18 protein-coding genes are annotated in these 19,634 nt (G+C 44.0%); 4 read left to right on the top strand and 14 right to left on the bottom strand.

Going from position 1 to position 19,634, the window contains the following annotated elements:
* The first annotated feature begins 127 nt into the window (after window positions 1-127).
* Window positions 128-427, top strand: coding sequence for a DUF3243 domain-containing protein (locus J9317_RS06750; protein WP_211557256.1), 300 nt, complete (start codon window positions 128-130; stop codon window positions 425-427).
* 20 nt (window positions 428-447) lie between these two features.
* Here J9317_RS06750 and J9317_RS06745 read toward each other — a convergent pair whose 3' ends face one another.
* From J9317_RS06745 to hpaI, 10 genes are all read right to left on the bottom strand, one after another.
* Window positions 448-843, bottom strand: coding sequence for a 5-carboxymethyl-2-hydroxymuconate Delta-isomerase (locus J9317_RS06745; RefSeq protein ID WP_211557254.1), 396 nt, complete (start codon window positions 841-843; stop codon window positions 448-450).
* On the bottom strand, window positions 806-1,621 hold the full coding sequence (locus J9317_RS06740) for a fumarylacetoacetate hydrolase family protein (protein WP_211557252.1): 816 nt from the start codon (window positions 1,619-1,621) through the stop codon (window positions 806-808). The genes J9317_RS06745 and J9317_RS06740 overlap by 38 nt, the downstream gene beginning before the upstream one ends.
* A complete protein-coding gene (locus tag J9317_RS06735; protein ID WP_249292029.1) occupies window positions 1,618-2,397 on the bottom strand; it encodes a fumarylacetoacetate hydrolase family protein in 780 nt (259 codons plus the stop codon). Before J9317_RS06735 ends, J9317_RS06740 begins: the two co-directional genes overlap by 4 nt.
* A gap of 19 nt (window positions 2,398-2,416) precedes the next feature.
* Window positions 2,417-3,967 carry a solute symporter family protein gene (locus tag J9317_RS06730; RefSeq protein ID WP_211557244.1) on the bottom strand — a complete coding sequence of 517 codons (1,551 nt, stop codon included), beginning with the start codon at window positions 3,965-3,967 and terminating at the stop codon, window positions 2,417-2,419.
* Complete coding sequence (locus tag J9317_RS06725) at window positions 3,957-4,307, bottom strand: DUF485 domain-containing protein (RefSeq protein WP_211557243.1); 351 nt, start codon at window positions 4,305-4,307, stop codon at window positions 3,957-3,959. Before J9317_RS06725 ends, J9317_RS06730 begins: the two co-directional genes overlap by 11 nt.
* Window positions 4,308-4,421: 114 nt before the next feature.
* On the bottom strand, window positions 4,422-5,237 hold the full coding sequence (locus tag J9317_RS06720) for a cytidyltransferase (RefSeq protein ID WP_211557242.1): 816 nt from the start codon (window positions 5,235-5,237) through the stop codon (window positions 4,422-4,424).
* 21 nt (window positions 5,238-5,258) lie between these two features.
* Window positions 5,259-6,245 carry a 3,4-dihydroxyphenylacetate 2,3-dioxygenase gene (hpaD, locus tag J9317_RS06715; RefSeq protein WP_211557241.1) on the bottom strand — a complete coding sequence of 329 codons (987 nt, stop codon included), beginning with the start codon at window positions 6,243-6,245 and terminating at the stop codon, window positions 5,259-5,261.
* A gap of 15 nt (window positions 6,246-6,260) precedes the next feature.
* On the bottom strand, window positions 6,261-7,736 hold the full coding sequence (hpaB, locus tag J9317_RS06710; RefSeq protein ID WP_211557239.1) for a 4-hydroxyphenylacetate 3-monooxygenase, oxygenase component: 1,476 nt from the start codon (window positions 7,734-7,736) through the stop codon (window positions 6,261-6,263).
* Window positions 7,737-7,738: 2 nt separating this feature from the next.
* Window positions 7,739-9,250 (bottom strand): 5-carboxymethyl-2-hydroxymuconate semialdehyde dehydrogenase, encoded by a 1,512-nt coding sequence (hpaE, locus tag J9317_RS06705; RefSeq protein ID WP_211557238.1) that lies wholly within the window; start codon window positions 9,248-9,250, stop codon window positions 7,739-7,741.
* A 27-nt stretch (window positions 9,251-9,277) separates the two neighbouring features.
* Window positions 9,278-10,204 carry a 2,4-dihydroxyhept-2-ene-1,7-dioic acid aldolase gene (gene hpaI / locus J9317_RS06700; RefSeq protein ID WP_347880504.1) on the bottom strand — a complete coding sequence of 309 codons (927 nt, stop codon included), beginning with the start codon at window positions 10,202-10,204 and terminating at the stop codon, window positions 9,278-9,280.
* A 159-nt stretch (window positions 10,205-10,363) separates the two neighbouring features.
* Between hpaI and J9317_RS06695 the strand changes: the two genes are divergently transcribed.
* Window positions 10,364-11,245, top strand: coding sequence for a LysR family transcriptional regulator (locus J9317_RS06695; protein WP_211557234.1), 882 nt, complete (start codon window positions 10,364-10,366; stop codon window positions 11,243-11,245).
* Between the two features lie 307 nt (window positions 11,246-11,552).
* On the opposite strand, the gene J9317_RS06690 is transcribed toward J9317_RS06695, so the two are convergent.
* Window positions 11,553-12,482: a GNAT family N-acetyltransferase gene (locus J9317_RS06690; RefSeq protein WP_211557232.1), complete on the bottom strand. Its 930-nt coding sequence runs from the start codon at window positions 12,480-12,482 to the stop codon at window positions 11,553-11,555.
* 26 nt (window positions 12,483-12,508) lie between these two features.
* Window positions 12,509-13,057 (bottom strand): GNAT family N-acetyltransferase, encoded by a 549-nt coding sequence (locus J9317_RS06685; protein ID WP_211557231.1) that lies wholly within the window; start codon window positions 13,055-13,057, stop codon window positions 12,509-12,511.
* 199 nt (window positions 13,058-13,256) lie between these two features.
* Here J9317_RS06685 and J9317_RS06680 point away from each other — a divergent pair, with 199 nt between their 5' ends.
* Complete coding sequence (locus J9317_RS06680; RefSeq protein ID WP_211557230.1) at window positions 13,257-13,622, top strand: YidH family protein; 366 nt, start codon at window positions 13,257-13,259, stop codon at window positions 13,620-13,622.
* 94 nt (window positions 13,623-13,716) lie between these two features.
* Here J9317_RS06680 and J9317_RS06675 read toward each other — a convergent pair whose 3' ends face one another.
* Window positions 13,717-15,660: a phospholipase D-like domain-containing protein gene (locus tag J9317_RS06675; RefSeq protein ID WP_211557229.1), complete on the bottom strand. Its 1,944-nt coding sequence runs from the start codon at window positions 15,658-15,660 to the stop codon at window positions 13,717-13,719.
* Between the two features lie 299 nt (window positions 15,661-15,959).
* Here J9317_RS06675 and J9317_RS06670 point away from each other — a divergent pair, with 299 nt between their 5' ends.
* Window positions 15,960-17,456 carry an FAD-dependent monooxygenase gene (locus tag J9317_RS06670; RefSeq protein WP_249292024.1) on the top strand — a complete coding sequence of 499 codons (1,497 nt, stop codon included), beginning with the start codon at window positions 15,960-15,962 and terminating at the stop codon, window positions 17,454-17,456.
* A gap of 404 nt (window positions 17,457-17,860) precedes the next feature.
* On the opposite strand, the gene J9317_RS06665 is transcribed toward J9317_RS06670, so the two are convergent.
* Window positions 17,861-19,111, bottom strand: a complete 1,251-nt coding sequence (locus J9317_RS06665) for a hypothetical protein (RefSeq protein WP_211557224.1) — start codon at window positions 19,109-19,111, stop codon at window positions 17,861-17,863.
* Between the last annotated feature and the right edge of the window lie 523 nt (window positions 19,112-19,634).

Genomic DNA, 19,634 nt, shown 5'->3' with positions numbered 1-19,634 from the left:
TGTTTTACAAAAATACACTATGTATAATCTTTGTATAATCATTGTAAGAAAATTTTAAAAGTTTATACGTTTATATACTTGAACACCGGGTATTGTTACATATACCAAATTCAAGGAGGTAATTGAAATGCCAAACATTAATAATGTTGATGAAAAAGTTGATCAAATGGACTCCGAGAAAAAAGATCGTATTTTACAAGACTTTGAAACGTTCAAAAGTTATCTGTCTGATAAGGTAAGCAAAGGTGAAAAGCTTGGTTTAGGTGAAGAACAGCTTGCTAAAGCAGCGGAGAAAGTGGCTGATCACTTAGCTAAACATGAAGAGCCCCGTAATTCAGAAGAATACTTATTGAATGAGTTATGGAAAGTGGGAGACAAGGAACAGCAGCACGCACTGGCTCACATGCTTGTGAAACTCGTAAAATAAAAGTCAAGCACCCCTGAAAACTACCGGGGTGCTTTTTTAAACCGCTCATGGATATTGTTATGCTTATAGGTCCCCGCTTCACTGAATTCTGCGAGTTCCATCGACAAGGCCAGATATCGTGATGAAAACAGCATTTGAAAATGATGTTTCGCCATCTCAAACAGCTCATCACAAACATCCTTTTTGTCTTCTTCCGAACGCCCGGCTCCAATCTTCATTGAGATATGAACAAAAGCATCGTCTTCTTGACCATCTGCAATAAAATAGTCTTGAAGCTCAATCGCTCTGGAACGGATCCCGCCTTTTGGGAATAGATCGCTTCTTGATAGGAGGATGCCGTTTATTTTTTTCAAAAGCTCAGGAATGTCCGCCTGATCCTTAATGTTCTTTGTGTATTCGACCACGATGTGCGGCATGGGGCTCCTCCTTTTTTACATCTTGGATGCCAAATACTTCATCGTTGACAATCGTATTTTCCAATCTTCCTATTCCTTCAATTTCTGTTACAACGATGTCCCCCGCAGCAGTATCCGAGAGTCCCTCCGGGGTTCCCGTGAGAATGATATCGTTTTCTTCCAAGGTCATAAACCTGCTGAGGTATTCGATCAAGTCCGGTATATCAAACACCATATCCCTTGTATTTCCTTCCTGCGTCAGCTTCCCGTTTACAAATGTGCGGAGTGCCAGATTCATAGGATCCGCAATATCTGCCGCATCCGTCAGCCATGGCCCGATTGGTGTGCAGCCATCCCGGTTTTTTACACGCAAATTCGGCCGGAAGTAGTTTTCGAGATAATCACGAATGGCGTAGTCATTGGCAATCGTATATCCCTTCACATACTGATACGCTTCCTCACGCTTTACGTGCCGCGCCTTTTTCCCGATTACAACAGCAAGCTCACATTCATAATGCATGTATTCAACTCCTGCCGGCCGTCTCGTCTGGCCGCGGTGGCCAACGAATGCATTAGGCCCTTTTAAAAATATGAGCGGCTCGGCAGGCGCTTGAAAGTCAAGCTCCTTCGCATGATCGGCATAATTCAGTCCGAGGGCAAATACGGTACGGGGGTTGACTGGAGGAAGCCATACAACTTCATTTTCCTTAACCAAACGTCCGTCATCCAGTTTTACCTGACCATTTGTTTCCACGGCTTCATGAACGGCTCCTGCATAGGCTACCCTCGCTCTTTTCATAGCTGCACCATCCATTCCTCTTCTTTTGCCACTCGGTTCTGCAGCGAACCTACACTTTCTATGGAAATTTTGACCGTATCTCCGTCTTTCAAACGAGGAGGATTTTCAGAAACCCCTGCCAGCAGAATGTCTCCTTCTTCCAGCGTCATAAATTCTGTTACATCAGCTATCAATTTTGAAACAGGACGAATGAGATTCGCCGTCGTCGTTTCCTGCTGCAGAACTTCATTGACAAAAACTCGAATCGATAATGCATCCGGATTTTCCACATCTTCACGAGCTGCAATCCAGGGACCTGCCGGGCAAAAACCATCTCTGCACTTTTGCATAATGGGAGGCCGGTATACACTCGAATACGGAATACTCACATCATTTACCACTGTATATCCTGCGACATATTCGAGGGCTTCCTCTTCCTTTATCCGGACCGCTTTTTTGCCAATGACAATTCCAAGAGCAGCGCCAGCCTGTAATTCCTCTACCCCTTCCGGAAGCGGAATCAGCATGCCGTGGCCAGAGATTGTGTTCGCCGGCTTAATGTATAGGACGGGTGCGGCCGGAGTTTTTTTGTAGGGAGGCTCATGAACAGCATCTCCCAGCAGCTCCAGTTCGCCCTTATAGTTAAGTACTGTTCCATAAACCGTACCTGATATGGGCGTTTCAAGAATCAGGTCATTCGTTTGATAAGTTTTCTCCTTGTAGACGAATTCTTCCCCCCGAACCTGCACCAATTTGAGCCCGGAGGTTCCTGCCATTTTCAATAGGGCTGTCTTCAATTCCATTCCTCCCAATGTTTTATTGATGGGTAACCCCTTTTACGTCACTGCCCGTGTTGGTTTTAACCAAGATCTCCTGAAAATTCCCCGTCGCAGCTTTCCTTTTTGAAAGCATAGTTCCAGCGTAAGCCCCTAAGAAACCAAGAGGAATTGAAACGATTCCCGGAGAGGTAAGCGGGAATATCGGATCACCAGTGAACAAAGCTGCCCCGGCCACAGGATTCCATACATTTGGACTTAACGCAACGAATAGCATAGTGGAAATCAGGCCTGTCAAAATACCGCTGATCGCTCCAGTTGTATTAAAACGCTTCCAATAGACTGTAAAAAGAATAACCGGCAAATTAGAGCTGGCTGCAACCGTTAAGGCTAATGATGCAAGGAACGCTACATTCATTTTTTGAACGAATAGGGCCATGATGATGGAGAGAACCGTAATCGCGATTGAAGCGAATCTTGCCATTCTCATCTGCTGCTTTTCTGTTGCGGTTCCATCTTTAATGATTTCATTGTAAAAATCATGGGAGAATGCCGTAGCCCCGGTTACAACGATTCCTGCTACAACTGCAAGTATAGTCGCAAACGCTACCGCTGAAATAACCGCAAACAGAATATCACCGCCCAAAATTTCTGCAAGTAATGGGGCCGCCATGTTTCCTGCCGGATTGGCAGCCATAATCGCTTCCGCTCCAACAAATTTTGCAGCTGCAAAGCCTAAGAAAATGACCATGACATAAAACAAGCCGATGATCCATATAGAATACACAACCGATTTCCGCGCAACCTTAGCATCAGGTACCGTTAAAAACCGGCTTAATACATGCGGCAAGCCTGCTGTACCGAGGATGAGTCCCAGTGTAAGGGATATTGCATCCAGCCCATTCGTGTACTTCGCTCTCGGGTTCAAATACGCTTCATTTAGGGGTGTGGCCGATTTCATCTGATCGAAAAGCAGCATGATGTTGAAATCAAATTTGGTCATGACCAAAATGAAAACAAACAGTGTTCCGCCAAGCAAGAGGAATGCCTTCGTTATTTGCACCCAGCTTGTCGCAGTCATTCCCCCGAAAATAACAAAAACGAGCATGACAAGCCCGACAATCACTACGGATAGTTCATAAGGTATTCCAAGAAGCAGTTTAAACAGCGCTCCTGCCGCCACAAGCTGTGCAAGCATGTAAAAAACAGAGATCGTTAGCGCATTAAAGGCAGTGACACCCCTGATTTTCTTTGAATTAAACCGTTCGGTGATCATATCTGCCAGCGTGTATTTCCCTAAGTTCCTCAGAGGTTCCGCAACGAGCAGCAAGACAACCAAGTAGGAAACAAGCGCACCGTACATGAGGAAAAACCCATCATATCCAACTAGAGAGATGGCACCGATCAACCCCAGAAAGGAAGAGGCAGACATAAAATCCCCCGCAATCGCGAACCCGTTTTGCCAGCCGTTCAGTCCGCCTCCGGCTGTATAAAAAGAGCTTGCATTATTGGTGCGCTTTGAAGCGTAAAACGTAATAAATAAAGTAATGAGGACTACAAAAAGAAAAAGAGAAACAACTTTAATATCCATTTTTCACTTTGCTCCTTTTAATCTCAGTTTCCAGTACTCGCTTCGCCATATCATCAAACTCTCCCGCCTTCTTTACATATAGATGGCAAACGGACCACGTCATCGCAAATTGGCTAAAAGCAAAAATCCATCCCCACGTAATGGAGCCCGCGATCTGGATGGTCAATACATCTGTGTAAAAGGCTAGAATAGGAAGGAGCAGGGAAAAGAAAAGGAAAAACAGCGTCGTTCCGATCGTAAACCGTTTCTTTGCAGCAATCAGCTGCTTGAACTCTGGTGAACCTGCAATCCTCTCGTAATTCAGCCGAAAATCATCAGATGATTTCACTTGTAATCCCATTCATCCTCACACCTTTTTATTTATTTTCACTCAAGGAGGCTTACATGACCATCTCTTCTATAGACGTATAATCATAGAAACCTCTTGCTTCAATTGATGCTGAGTAAAGATGCTTCAGCCATTTAACTTTAATCGCTTGCTCCGGATGTCTTCGGGGCAGTTTTTCACCTGAAGAAGGAGGCTGGATCGGTTCACTTGATTGGTTATTTGATGACAGATTCCCAAGTAAGTACGGATGCCTATCTGCACCTTTATTTGATAGACTCCTTTATTCGGAAGGCGGTAATCCGGATCGGGTGCAACTGATGCAAATTGTTCGTGATCAGCCAGGCGGGAGCATTGTGTCACGACCCCCTCCACTTCAAAGTAATCTCCCAAATAATCAGGAATTGCTTCTGCCTTTCCGGCATCTAAAAGACGGCGAATTTCAGTGGAGCTAATCTTCGTCCCTTCCCTTTCAATCTTCTCTACAGACGTCACCTCAAAAGAACCGGCTCCATGGATGGGAAGGGTCTTCATGCTTCCTTCCCCTTTAAAGCCGTAATGATAATCAAACCCCGCTACCGCATGAATACAGCGAAGAGATTTTATATATTGTTCAACAAAATCTTCTGGAGAAAGCCGGGCAAGTTCCGGATTAAACTCGATTACAAATAGCTTATCCACCCCAAGCTGCTCAAACCGTTTGATTTTTACAGAGAGCGGTGTCAAGTAGGTCATCGGCTTCCTTTCAGGGAACAAAATATCGGAGGGGTGAGGATAGAAGGTCATCACTCCAAATGCACAGTTTTTTCCCGCCGCTATTAATCTTGCTTTCTCAAGAATCCCTTTGTGTCCAAAGTGAACGCCGTCGAAAAACCCGAACGCAAGAACGCATTCTTCCGAAGCACTTGCTTTTACTGGGGGCTTAGATAAATAGATTGTTTCCATCCCCGGGTTCCCCTCCTTTCATCAAATCATAAATTCTGGCTTCTTCTGTTCAAGTGTCGGGGCAGAGGTTCCAACCGGGTCCCCCGTCTCGATATCCAAAAACGGAGCCGTCTCATTAAACCAGCTGTCCGGTGCTTTCGTTCCCCAGAACGTTTGGCGTCTCGGGTCGTTTAAATCCCAGCGGATCGGCTTGAAATCTGGATCGCTTGTTAAATAGTCTCCACTGTACAGCTCAATGCGGTATCCATCTGGATCCCTTAAGTATAGGAAGAAGGCGTTCGATAATCCGTGGCGCCCCGGACCGCGTTCGATGATTGCAGCATACCCAAGAGAAGCCAGGACATCACAGCAATGAATAATCGCCATCGGATCCGGCAGCCAAAAGCCAATGTGATGGAGACAAGGTCCCTCCCCATTCATAAAAGCCTGGTCATGAACCGTTTGCTTGCGGTGCAGCCATGCTGCCCAAATCCGGTCCTGATCGGTCGCGGTATATTCCGAGCACGCAAACCCTAGTTCATTTACAAAGAAGTTATACGCTTTTTCCACATCCGGAACACTGCAGTTAACGTGGTCAATGCGCTGTATTTTCGCTCCTTTATAAAGATCGTAACGCTGCAGCATTCTCTCAGCCGCATCCATTTTGCAGAAAAATTCGAGCGGCATGCCGGAAATATCATGAACATGAAGGGCTCTTCCAAGTGCATGCTGGGTCCCTTCCTCCAGCCATTTTGTTTTCAGCCCTTTTGATTGGAAAAGTGCCTGAAGCCGGTCCAGATCTTCATTCGATTCCACCTTATATCCAAGGGCATGAACACCGTACTGTTCGGATTTTTTCAGGACAAGGCTATGGTGGGTATGCTCTTCCAAGCCTCTTAAGTAAATGGCCTCATCTGTCCGCTCTGTTTCAATGAATCCAAGGGCGTCCACATAAAACTTCCGGGAACGGTCCAAGTCCTTTACGTTCAAAACCGTTCTGGCAACTCGAATAATGTTAAAGTCCGTCAATGACGATTCCTCTTTTCATCCATTATTTTTAATCAGTTCCTCTGACCGGTCCAGGAATGCTTTTACCCGGTCCACATGCTCCTGCTTGTCGTATCCGGTGTAGAGCGCGCTTGCCATCCTGACCGGATCGCCAAAGAAAAAGCGCTCGTACAGTATTTGCCTTGAGCCGAATGAGCTCATGCAAACGTCCCATGCAAGGCGGTACAGCTTGACGCGGCTTTCTGCATCACCGGTTGCAGACTGCAGGAATTTATCCAGGTCAGGACGGATTGCCGATTGGAAATCTGCTTGAGAAGGAAGGGCCATCAGCCCGCTTGCCCCCATAAGCTGCATAATTTCTGTGAACCGCGGATAAATTTTCGGAAAATAATTACGCGCTGCGTTCAGCGGAGCGAAATCCGGCGTCATCGTGCCCCAGCGGTCGGGCTGCGCATTGGCCTCTGATGCCGTAACATATGCTTTCATCGTCTCAAGAGCAATGATGACCTCCGATATTTTTTCCTGAATATGCTGATACTGTCCAATGTTGATCGTCTCAGCCATGAGCTGCAAAATGCCGAGAACGAACTCCGTTTTGGCAATATTTTTCGCTACAACCTGATGCGTCATATGAACGACGGCGCTGCTCTCGTTATATGCCTGATTGCACACCGACACATCACCGAGGGAAAAGACTCTGTCCCATGGAACGGTGACGTCATCAAAAACGACGATTGTATCCATCTCCTCAAAACGTGAGCCCAGCGGATGATCGAAGCTTGTTTTTCCATAGTCAAATGATTCGCGACAAATGAATTTTAGGCCAGGCGTATTGTTTGGAATACAAAATGCGTAGGCATATGGATTTTCTTCGTCCGTCTGCTTAAGCAGCGTAGAAGGAAAAACCATGATTTCATCCGTAATTCCGCCTTGGGTTGCAAGCAGTCTTGCTCCTTTAATGACAACTCCATCCGGCGTTTTTTCTTTCATTCTCGCTGCAATAAACTGATCCGGCAGCTGGGACGCATTGACTCCCCGGTTGACCTGCGGCTGAATGAGCGTATGGGTGAGAGATAAATCGTTCTCGCGGGCGTATTCATAGTAATTCTGCATATTTTTCGCATACATCGGATCCTGGCTGCCGAACATTTCGGATGCCGCGCCATATGCCATAAGGCCAGCGTTAATGTAATCAGGAGAGCGCCCCATCATTCCCCCGTTATATCGGGCCCACTCCTGCATCATCCTGCGGCGCATCACAAGCTCTTCCTTTGTGGAAGGCTGCATAAAGGATGTACCAACCCTTTCTCCGCTTGATGGCGACACATACGTCATGTAATCCTTCTTATCAGAATCAAACTGCATATCATACAGCTCAGCCTGTGATTTCATCACCCCTTTAAAAGCCGGATGCTCAGAGATCTTGCCTTTAACCTGCTCCCCGTCAATCCAGATTTCCGCCTCCGCTTTGTCTACGCGTTCAATATACTGTTTTCCCGTTTTTGCCGGCATGCTTAACTCCCCTTTCTTTTTCCGAATTGCGGAATGTGATGATCGCCGAGTGCGACGTGAATAACTTTTGGCTCGCAGTAAAACTCCAGCATCGCGTAATGGCCGCCTTCTCTTCCGATTCCGCTTGCTTTCATTCCTCCGAAAGGAATGCGGAGATCGCGTACATTTTGTGAATTTACCCAGAGCATTCCCGCCTCTACCGCCTGTGCAACCCTGTGTCCCCGCTTTAAATCATTTGTCCACACGTAACCTGCCAAGCCATAAGGAACATCATTTGCAAGCTCAACCGCCTCTTCCTCTGTCTCAAATTCAATCACAGACATAACCGGCCCGAAGATCTCTTCCTGGCAAACTCTCATGTCATTTCGTGCATTCAAAAGCAAGGTGGGCGGCACGAAATTCCCTGCTTTCAGCTCCTCCGGCATTTCCCCCTGAAAAACCGTGCAGCCTTCTTCTTTCGCTAAATCAATGTAATAGCGTACTTTGCTGCAATGTTCTTTTTCAATAAGCGGTCCAAGCTGAGTTCCCGTGTCCAGCGGGTCACCGACTACAAGATTTTGGACACGCTCTTTCAGCTTTGCAATAAAAGATTCTTTAATGTTCTTTTGCAAAAATAAGCGGGAGTTCGCTGTGCATCGTTCTCCATTAAAAGAAAAAATCCCCCAAACCGCCGCGTCCAGCGCCCTTTCCTGGTCCGCATCGTCAAAAACGATAAGAGGAGACTTTCCGCCAAGCTCCATCGACGTTTTTTTCAGGCTGTCGGCTGCATTTTTTATGATGATTGATCCGGTCTTTGTCTCCCCTGTGAACGAGATGGCCTTCACATCAGGATGAGCGACAAGCGCGGCCCCGGCTGTTTCTCCAAATCCATGCACGACGTTAAAAACGCCTGGAGGAAGCTCTGCTTTATGAATAATCTCTGCAAGCTTATTAGCCGTAAGCGGTGAAAGCTCTGCAGGTTTTAAAATGACGGTATTTCCAGTCGCAAGCGCCGGAGCGACCTTCCACGTTTCCAGCATAAACGGCGCATTCCACGGAGTAATAAGACCGATGGGACCAAGGGGTTTATACACGGTGTAGTTTATAAACTCATCGTCTGCCGCATACGACTCTCCATGCAGCTTCGTCTGAACCATCCGTGAATAAAACCGGAAATTCTCCGCTGCCCTGGAAGTCATTTTTCTTGTCTGGCTGATGGGCAGGCCGGTATCAAGAGATTCTAAGTAGGCAATCTCCTCAATTTCCTCATCAATCAATGCGGCAATCCGCTCAATGAACTTCATCCGTTTCTCTATTTTCATGGAACCCCAATGAACAAAGGCATGTTTAGCAGAAGCGACGGCTTGATCGATTTCTTCCTTCCGTCCCTCCGCTACTTCATTAATTCTGCTGTTCGTATAAGGATTTACATTTTCAAATGTCTGGTCCGAATTCAGAAATTCCCCGTTAATATATTGCATAATAGCCTCGAGCTGTTTATGCTCTGCAGCCGACTTACTTGATTGTGTCTTCATATCTTTTCATGGCCTCCTCCAATTTTCTTAAATCGTTCCTGCCTCTTCGGGAAGTTCTACGTACGCTTTCAGTACATTTCTGATTTCATCCTGAAGCTCTTTTGTTGGAAGATCCATCGGCATACGGAGCACGGGCTTGATTTTGTGCATCATCCCGAGAGCAGCCTTGAGCGGTGCCGGATTTGTGTCTTTGAACAGAACATCATTTAACGGCATCAGCTCATAATGCAGATTAAGCGCGCGGGTAATATCTCCTTCGTTCCAAGCGTTGTAAACATCCGCGACTTTTCTCGGCTCGACGTTCGCTGTAGCACTGATGTAGCCCGCTCCGCCAATTGCAAGCATCGGATAGCAAAGCAATTCAATACCGGAATAAAGAAGAAAATCTCTTCCGCATTCTAAAAGCACACGGTTAATGTGTTCAAAATCTTTATTGGATTCTTTTGCACCAATAATATTCGGCACATCCTTTGCCAGACGGGCCATCGTTTTCACTTCCAGGTTAACCGCTGTCCGGCCCGGAATATTGTAGATGATGATTGGTATTTCTACAGATTCAGCCACCACTTTAAAATGTCTGTAAAGAGCGTGCTGTGAAGGCTTATTGTAATAAGGCACGATGACCATAGCTGCATCTGCACCTAGCTCCTGAGCCTTTTTAGTTAAATAAAGAGTTTCTTCATGATTCGCCGACCCTGTACCCGGTACGAAAGGAACCCTTTTGTTGACCGCCTTTGCTGCGATTTCCATCACCTGAACGCGTTCCTCTACTGTCAAAGAACTCGGTTCGCCGGTCGTTCCTGTCACAGAAATACCATGGCTTCCGCTCTCAATATGCCAATGAATCAGTTTTTCAAGGGTTTGAAAATCAATCGAACCATCTTCATGGAACGGAGTGATAATCGGGGCAATGGATCCTCTTAATCTCTTTTTTACTTCCTCATATCCAGTCACATGCATTCTCTCCTTTTTGTAAAACTATCATCCGATCTAATTTGTTTTCAGATTTAATTGAAAACGCTTACAAAATTAATCTAACATGTGCTACCATATATGGAAAATACATAAAAAATAGAGTATCGATACAAAAAACGTATGGATAGGGTGAGTGGTTTGGATCTAAAACAGCTCCGATATTTTTGTACTATCGCAGAAGAAGGCCAAGTGACGCGTGCTGCAAAAAAACTGCACATGGCCCAGCCTCCGCTAAGCTACCAGCTTAAGTCGCTCGAGGAAGAACTCGGTGTTTTACTGATGGAAAGGAACGGCAAAAAAATGGAACTGACCGAAGCCGGAACCATTCTTTACGAACGGGCGAACTCGCTTCTGCTCCAAATGGAAGCCGCTGTATCCGAGGTGAAAGAGGCAGGTGAAGGCTTATCCGGACTGCTCTCTATCGGCTGTGTAAAAACTTGCTTCTCCTATATCCCAGAGCGGATTCGCTTTTTTCGTGAACAGTATCCGAACGTCTCGTTTCGGCTGCATGAAGGAGATTCCTACCGGCTAGCGGAGGATGTGCGAAACCGAAGCATTGAACTGGCTATCGTCCGCTTGCCTCTAGACTTAAACGATTTTGACTGCCTCCCTCTTTCCAAAGACCCTTTCGCCGCTGTCGTACCCGAACATTCGAAAATGAACAGCACCATTGATATGGCAGATCTGGCCGAGCTGCCGCTTATGCTGCTTCACCGGGTCAGCGGAATCGGGCTATTTGAGTTAGTAGTGAACGAATTTCAAAAGCTAGGTTTAGAGCCCAAAATTGTTTGCCAATGCCCTGATGCAGCGATGCTGATGTCACTTGTCAGGGAAGGCGTCGGGGTTGCTATCCTGCCCGAGTCCACACTCCAATCCTTTCCAAATAGCGGACTGAAGGCTGTCCCTATTAAAAATAGTGAACTTCTATCAGACTGTGCGCTGATTTGGCTGAAGGACCGGTACTTATCGAAGAAAGCGGTGCGGTTTCGGGAGACTTTTTTGGGGGAGGGGAACTACTGAGCGGGGTGCTTAGACTGAGCGGGATGGTGGCGCCTGTCCCCACATGCTTCACCGCAAAAGGGGACAGAGACTGCAGGCTGTGAACCCTTGTGGCTCAAAGGCTTCCGGCAATGGTGCCGGAGCTTTAGTTCGGTAAAATTTTCGGGGACTGGCACGGTGCCAGTCCCGTCCTCCTTCACCGCATAAGGGGACAGAGACTATGGCGTGTAAAGCCTTACGTCCCAAAGGTTCACAGCTACGGTGCCGAAGCTTTAGCACGGTAAAATCTTAGGGGACTGGCACCCCCATAGAAAAAACACACCCAAAATCAGGTGTGTTTTACATTCCTCTCATACGCATCAAACAATTCCTTCACTGAAACCCCGTTAATCCGCATCCCTGACAAATCACTTTGCTGAATCTCCACGTCTTGCAGATTGCACTCCACAAAGCGGCTGCCATTCAGGTCGCACCGTTCAAATGTGACAGACAGCCGATTCTCACCAAGGCTTGTATCCTTAAACTGAACCCCGCCCATCGTCACGTGATCGATTCGGCTGCCGGATAAATTCAAATCAGCCAGCAGACTGTTTCTGAAATTAATATTTTGAAACTTGGACTGGCTCAAATTGCAATTGCTGAAATGGCTGTTCATCACATTGCTGTTGCTGATGGAGCTTCCGGCTAAATTCACCTTAAAGAAGTCACTTTCGTCCATCCCGCAGCTTTCATAATAAGTGCCCGAAAAATCCCGATTCTGTACTTTTTCCGTTTCATCATTCGTATTTATACGCTTCTCATAGCAAAACTCATCTTCGGATTCATACACTCTTTTAAAACCTGCTTTTTCATAAAAATAATGATTATTGAGCTGCCTGCTGGATGTCTCCAGTTCCCATGATGTGACCTGCGGAAACTCCTCTTCGACAAATTTAAGTGCGATTGATCCGATTCCCCTCCCCTGCAAGAAAGGGCTAACAAAAATACGATCAATTCTAGCGTGCAAATTGCCTGTAAGTGTCATAATCACTCCGCCTGCTATCTTTTCATCTTCGAGAATTTTGTAATAGACTAACTCCCGAATACTGTACTCCGTCATATGAATGGACTGATATCCTGGCGGCTGGATATTGTAATCTATGATATTATCCTCCTCTTTCAGCCATTTTATTGCTTCTGCATCAAAGGTTTCCTGCATGATGCTTGTCAGAGTTTCAGCGTCCGATAAGGAAGCTCTTTTTATCGTTATGTTGGACATATTTCTATTAATCTCCCTATTATGTATTATGACTCATTCCATCTTCCCATGATGATCGTGCTGTAGAATTTCCCGTCTGATAAAAGCTTATCCTTTTTTAAAGTTCCTTCTGTTTCAAATCCCAGTCTGCTATAAATTTTTAACGCCCTATCATTCGTTTCTGTTACCTTTAGATTCATTTTCTTTATACCATAGGAGTCTGCCCAGGATATCGATTCTTTTAATAGATTTTCTCCAATCCCGTAACCCCAAAAATCCTTTAGCACGCCAACTCCAAATTCTACTTTGTGAGAGTATCTTTTCAAGTGATTGCCTTCACACCTCGAAAACCCGACAATCTCCCCTTTTACGACGGCAACTAAAAATAGATTGCTCGGCATTTCAGTATCATTCTTGATCAGCTGTTCAAAGCCTGCTATATTAATAAGTCCCTCTCCCTTATCCCGGTCTAAATTCTCTGTCTCTCCATCAATACGGACCCTTACTTCCGACAACTTCTTTGCATCTTCAATGATTGCAGACCTAATCGAATATGTAAGACCCTTAACCTCAAAATCTTGATTTTTTATTTTCATGGGATTCTCCTTTATTAACAGGTTAACCTCTGCTTTTACATATTAAGGTAAGTTCCAGGTATTGGGCAATAAATTTTAAATTGGATCCTGCCTAAGGAACACTATTGCAAAAGAAAAGATGGACGCTCACAATAGGAATAAGGAGATTTTCAAAACTCCTCCAATTCATCCAACACACCTTCATTTCTAAGGAGATCCAATGGAAAAAGAAAAAACAATCAGTTCAAAATACATCCAGCAGCACCTGGCAAATGAACGGACTTATCTGGCATGGGTCCGGACGGCAATCGCGATTGTCGGAATCGGTTTTTTAATAACAAATCTCCACTTCAACTTTATGGAAAAAGCAAATCCTGAAGCAAACATGCTAACCGTGGCCATTGGGCTTTTTTCCATTATTTGCGGATTTTTCCTAATACTTTTTTCTACTGTTGATTATAGAAGGAAAACAAAGCAAATCGATGAGCAGACTTTTCGTCCTTCCAAACATATTGTGACTCTGGTTTCTGCCTTGCTTGCCGTCATTGTTTTGATGTTCTCTTTTTATTTCTTTCTGATTCTTTAGTCCGAAAAATGGGGGATGCCGTTTATTTCCCCCTCTCTTTCAGTCCTTTTTCCACAAAAAAAGAATGCCTCCGAAGAAGCATCCTTCATTATTCTTAATTCACCTGTCCTCCCGCACTCGTATAGCGCGCATTAAATTCCTGAACAAATTGATTGGCAATGGCGGCATCATGAATGAACAGCATATTTTCGTCGTTTTCACTGTTCCCGTTTGTACTCCAGTTTGTCGATCCTGCCACAACCGTCGGATCGCTTGAGGTGTCCGCATCAATGATCATTGTTTTTGCATGAAGCTTTCTGGATTCCGCATCCTGATAAACAGGTGCTGGATTTTTCCAGCGGATATTTGGATTATCTGTACTGGACTGAGATGCGGTGACACCGCGCATTTCAACACTTGCTGACCACCATTGGTTCCAATAGCTTGAATCGAATACTCCTTTTACATCAAACCCTGTCAGTGTTCCTGTCTGATCTTCATAGGAACCTTCCCATTTGTTCTTCAGTTCATTGACAAGTGCTTGATCACTCCATGCGAAAATGGTGAAATACGCACTGTAGTCGGCTTCATTTTTGACTAGGTTCACCAGTTTTCCGAGTGCATCATCCCCGCCTGAAAAATAAACTTCTACTTTTTTTCCGCCAATGTTTAATACGTGTGGTGTATTATCCGTTTTTCTAGAGTTAAAGTTGGCAGCTGACGGAGCCGGCTGAGCAGTGCCGCTTCCCCACATTTCATTGAATTCAGTCTGATAAACCCCAGCTAATTCAGGAGAATGAAACTCTACTGAATGATTCTGATTTCCGTCCAAAATCCCTTGACTCATATTTGCTTCATCCCCGTAAAGTCCAGTCACTGTAAAGTTCCAGCTTCCTGTAAACACCCATGTGTTATCTACAATCGCAAACTTATTGTGCATTTGGTTATTAGGGGAATAATAGCTGTTTGAAGCTTTTTCTTCCCCGTTTACAAATAAATGCCCAGACTGTAAAGCACTTCCCACTTCAACGGTTTTTACCGGAATATCAGATAAATCGGAAGGAAGTCCATTTGCTGATCTATTTGCTGCATCTTCCACAGCAAACATCGGAGAATCAGAGAAAATATGCACATCATCCCCCGTACCAATCTTCCCATCTGCTCCTCTGGCTAATCTCTCCAGATATAGACGCATCGTCTCATAGCGCTCAACATAATCCGGGTCTGCTGAATCTTTTGCATCTGCAAGAACGCGTACTTGAACACCCTGAGCGGCTTTCTGCATCAGCGTATCGACTACACGGGGCAGATTAATTTCATACGTCGCAAAATCGATCGACGTTTTCGCACTGTTCAGCCGTTTGATTAAACGGTTTTCAAGGTTTACATTATAGTTTGCTTCATTTCCTGCTGAAGCAAATTGCGGTTGCGCGCTTTTATTAAAATAAACATTAATGGCATTTAAATCTTCACTCACGTGATTCAAATGTTCTTCTGTTTTCACTGATTTTGAATTCACAGCCTTGGGTGTTCCGAATCCCCCGCTGTAAGAATAGGTGGAACTGCTCCAGTTTAAAGCACTGTTCCCGTCAACAGCAGGATCATTTCTTTCCATCGTTGCTTTCGCCGTATTATCTCCGGCATACCAGCTGCCAGTGTTATCAACCAGATTGCCCGCAGTATCATATAGTTCAAGTGTTTCATTCGTATTTTCAAGGGTACCGCTGTAAATTATGTCCGCTGTGATGTTTGGAACGGTAGTGTCATCCGTTCTCTCAGCAAGAAAATACCCTTTAGCCGGAATGGTGCCAGTTAAAGAAATCGCTACAGATCCATCTGCCGTTTTTAATGTCCATTCGTTTAGGCTGATGTCTGCTGTGGTGGGATTATAAAGCTCGATCCACTCATCATTATAAGATGTTGTTGTACCCATCCAAGCCACTTCATTGATCACAATGTCTCTTACAGCGGCTGCTGAAGCTGATGGAATAGAACTTTGCGTAACACTGGTACCTGTAAGTATCGCTAAAGATATGAGGACGGATTGCAAAACTTTCACTTTTTTCCCTGCTTTCCTTTAATTTGGACACGTTAGTCCCTTAACAATTAAAGCATGGGATAGGCAATGGTTGAACGGGCCGATTGTTCCATCCTTTATTAGGATTTCGTAAAGAAAAACAGATCAATTTGGACAGAGTTTGTAAACAAGCTGTAAACCAGGAGATTTGCAATCATACGATTCTCCTCTTTGTTCATCAGGAATTCCCTCTTTTTAACAGCTATTCTATGCTATTCTTAAGCCAAAGAGGAAATCATCATCCGTTTATTGAAATGTCTGCTAAAAGGGAGGAATTATTAATGACTCAAGTATTAATCGCCGGTGCCGGTCCAACCGGGCTAGTCCTTGCTCTCCGTTTGGCCAGGCATGGAATCTCTTTCCGTATCATTGATCAAAACAAAGGCCCTGGAGAATCATCCCGCGCTCTCGTCGTTCACGCCAGAACACTTGAATTTTACCGGCAGCTCGGCTTTGCGGATGAACTTGTCGAACTCGGAATCAAAATGAAATCCATCCACCTCCTTGAAAACGGCCAGGAAAAGGCTGAGCTTGAGCTGGCTGATTTAGGGGCTGGACTAAGTCCTTTTCCCTTTATCTTGAGTCTTGCTCAGGATGTTCACGAACAATTTTTAGTCAAAAAACTGGAACAGCAGGGTTTTGAAGTGGAATGGGAGACTGAGCTCATTTCATTTACCGATGATGGAGAAAACGTTCAGGCAGTGATAAGAAAACATGGCAAAGAGGAATCCGCTCGTTTTGACTACATTTGCGGCTGCGACGGAGCCCATAGTACGGTCCGGAAAGCACTGAACTTCGACTTTCCCGGCGGGACGTACGAAGAGTTGTTTTATGTAGCGGATGTAAAAGCAGCAGATGACGGGGTTCAAAAAGACGGATTTTATATGTTCATCGACAAAGGCGGATTTTGTGCGTTTATCCCGGTCCGGACAACCGGAATGAGGAGAGTCGTTGGAATTGTACCGAAAGAAATGAGAATTTCACAGGATCTTTCGTTTGAAAACTTACGGCCAATCGTCGAAAAACAAGTTGGTTTATCTATTCTCGATGTGAACTGGTTCTCCACCTATCGGGTACATCATCGCGTCAGTGAGCACTTCCGTAAAGGCAGAGCATTTATCGCAGGAGATGCCGGCCATATCCACAGTCCCGCCGGCGGTCAAGGGATGAACACCGGAATCGGCGACGCCGTCAACCTTTCCTGGAAGCTCGCCGCCGTCCTGAAAGGAAAAGCAGACCCGGATATTCTGGACACGTACGAAACCGAACGCATCGCTTTCGCACGGCTGCTCGTCTCCACAACCGACAGGGCCTTCCAGCCGCTTGTCGGCAGAGGCATTCAAAGCAAGCTAATCCGGAAGGTCCTCTTCCCTATCGTCATTCCAGCTCTGCTTAAGTTATCGAATGCACGTAAAAGAGCGTTTAACCTGCTCTCTCAAACCCGGATTCATTACAGAGGCAGCAAAATCAGCGATGGGAAAGCCGGATACATTCATGGCGGGGACCGATTGCCTTGGGTGAAGACAAATAGTGGGGATAACTATGAGCCGCTGAAGTCCATGGAGTGGCAGATTCATGTGTATGGGGAGGCCAGCCAGGATCTGCAGGAATTTGCCGTTGCGAAAGATGTTGAACTGGTTGAGTTTGAGTGGAATTCCGAGATAGCAAAGGCTGGATTTGAACAGGATGCGGTTTATTGGGTAAGGCCGGATGGGCATGTGGGGTTTGCTTTTGGGAAGGGGCGGGATCAAGAGGTACGGGATTTTATTTTGAAGTAAATTTTGATTAGAACAACACCTTATAGACAACAAGTAAGACCCCCCTTTGAGCTGTGGCGGCGATTAGGGTGGTCTTTCCTATTCTGATTGAAGCCTTCCACCTTGCAGGGAGACAATTATTAAATCGGAACCTTGGTATTGGAGCACCGGGGTACTTTCATATTTTAGTTTTTATTTCTTTTACTGTACCAACTTAAAACTAAGACAGATGTTACCACAATGATGAATGCGTTCGCCTGGATAGAGAAAAAAATGGATGGCTTGTTGAATTTCTAAGCTTAAGCTAAGAGAACTTGATTGGCAGATTTTTTGTATGTCTATAACAATTATAGCAACTATCCAAAAGGTAACAACCTATTCTGTTTACTTAAATATAAAGAAGGAGGACTGAACTGTACCCGCTATTATTTAAAACCCCTCTTTAATATTTGTATTTCATCTTCTTTTTCCTTTAACATAATATACCTTTCCATTTCTTCTTTTACTTGAACAGGTATTTTTTCGAAGACAAGCTTGTTTTGTGTTGCCAATCCGATAGGAATCAATTTGTTAAAATCGATATCATTTTCTTTCTTTAATTCCTTCTTTAATTTTGGCAAGTGACGAATTGGACAACTAAGATGCTCTTCCTTGAGATTCCCTTCGTGGATCTTAGAATAACCCATTAAGATTTGTTCTAATTTAAACAAGGGTTTAATTTTTACATTAAAGCTTGAATTATCAATAAAGCTTCCACAGACTACAGCTTTTTCTTTAATTTGCATTTCTTTAGGGAAAGTTTTTAGATCATGCTCTGATAAATACTCAACATAATGGTTTCGAATGTACTCATCGTTGGTTATAACAAAAAGCTCATTTTCTTCCATAAGTTGATTTAAATCATACAAATCTTTAAAAAGTACATTTTCAAAAGAGTAATCAAAATATTTATACTGTTTTCCTACCGGTTTTACTTTGTTTAAATAAGGTAGAATCGTATGAATATTATCTTCTGTAACATACGGAAAACCAACATCTCTATTTCCTCGATATTTTAATATAGGTTGATTATATGCCATTTCTAATTCAGATAGTTTTATACATTCACTTAAACCTTCCCAACTTTTATATATAGCACTCGTTTCAAATTTATCTATTAAATCTTGAGATATCAGTTCAGCTGCTACGGACTTCTGCACGTATTTAAAATCCTCTTTTGTTAAAAATACTAACCCTCTCGTACGACAATAGGATTCAATAGAATAAACAGGTAAAGCATCTCTATTAAAGGGCGGTTTGGTTTCACCGATATAATCCAATTCCTTTTCTATTTCAAGAGGAATACGAAAAGGATTTCCTTTCGTAAACATCCATTCCGAAAGACTATCATATTTTATTAAATTATCTTTCCTTTTTGATTTTGGCATATTCCTTTTCGGATTTATTACTTCAACCTCAGATGATTCCGCATCTTCTTCCAATTCATTAAAAAGGTTAAAAACTGCTTCTTCTCCACCCTTGTTTATATCATATTCAACGCCATCTACCACTAAACTCATTTTCATTTCTTTTATCATTAATTTCGTGGAGGAATGATTCACCCACTTTTCTAAAAAAGATGACAATAGCATTAAAAATTCCTCTTTTGTCATTTCTCTTAAAAAATTTAATTGCATAATGAACTCATCCTCTCTAATTAACATATTAGGAAGGATACAGGATAAAAGGCTATTTAGAAACAGGTTAATATTGGGACTATGGAGCAATAGGTAGCCGCTTCTACTCTAGTTAAATAAAACCGAACTAGAAAAAAAAGGACAAATGAGCAAACTAGGAAAAATATGCAGGCTATCCGTTCAAATAATACATCATTGGAAACTTAGGCAGGAAAGGCATTGCGGAAATGTCATGGCATTTGGGACACCCAGTATTTCTAATAGCTCTGTTTTTAGCTTACTTTTCCAGATATGTGAACACTTCTTGCAGCATCAAACTATCATTTTGTCTCATCCAGAACTTACATTGTAAGGAGTATTTTTTTATTTTCAGTTGAATGCCAATCTTCAATTAAATTAGGACAATCCTCTGCTATGTTCCTCTTGTATTTTTCATTATTTATTCTCCGTGTTTTGTTCTTCTGAATGATTTACATTAGAAAAAAACAATAACTTTTATAATGCCTAAATAAATACATCTAGA

The organism is Metabacillus flavus (assembly GCF_018283675.1).
Classification (GTDB): domain Bacteria; phylum Bacillota; class Bacilli; order Bacillales; family Bacillaceae; genus Metabacillus_B; species Metabacillus_B flavus.
This window is presented reverse-complemented; position numbering and strand designations above follow the sequence as displayed.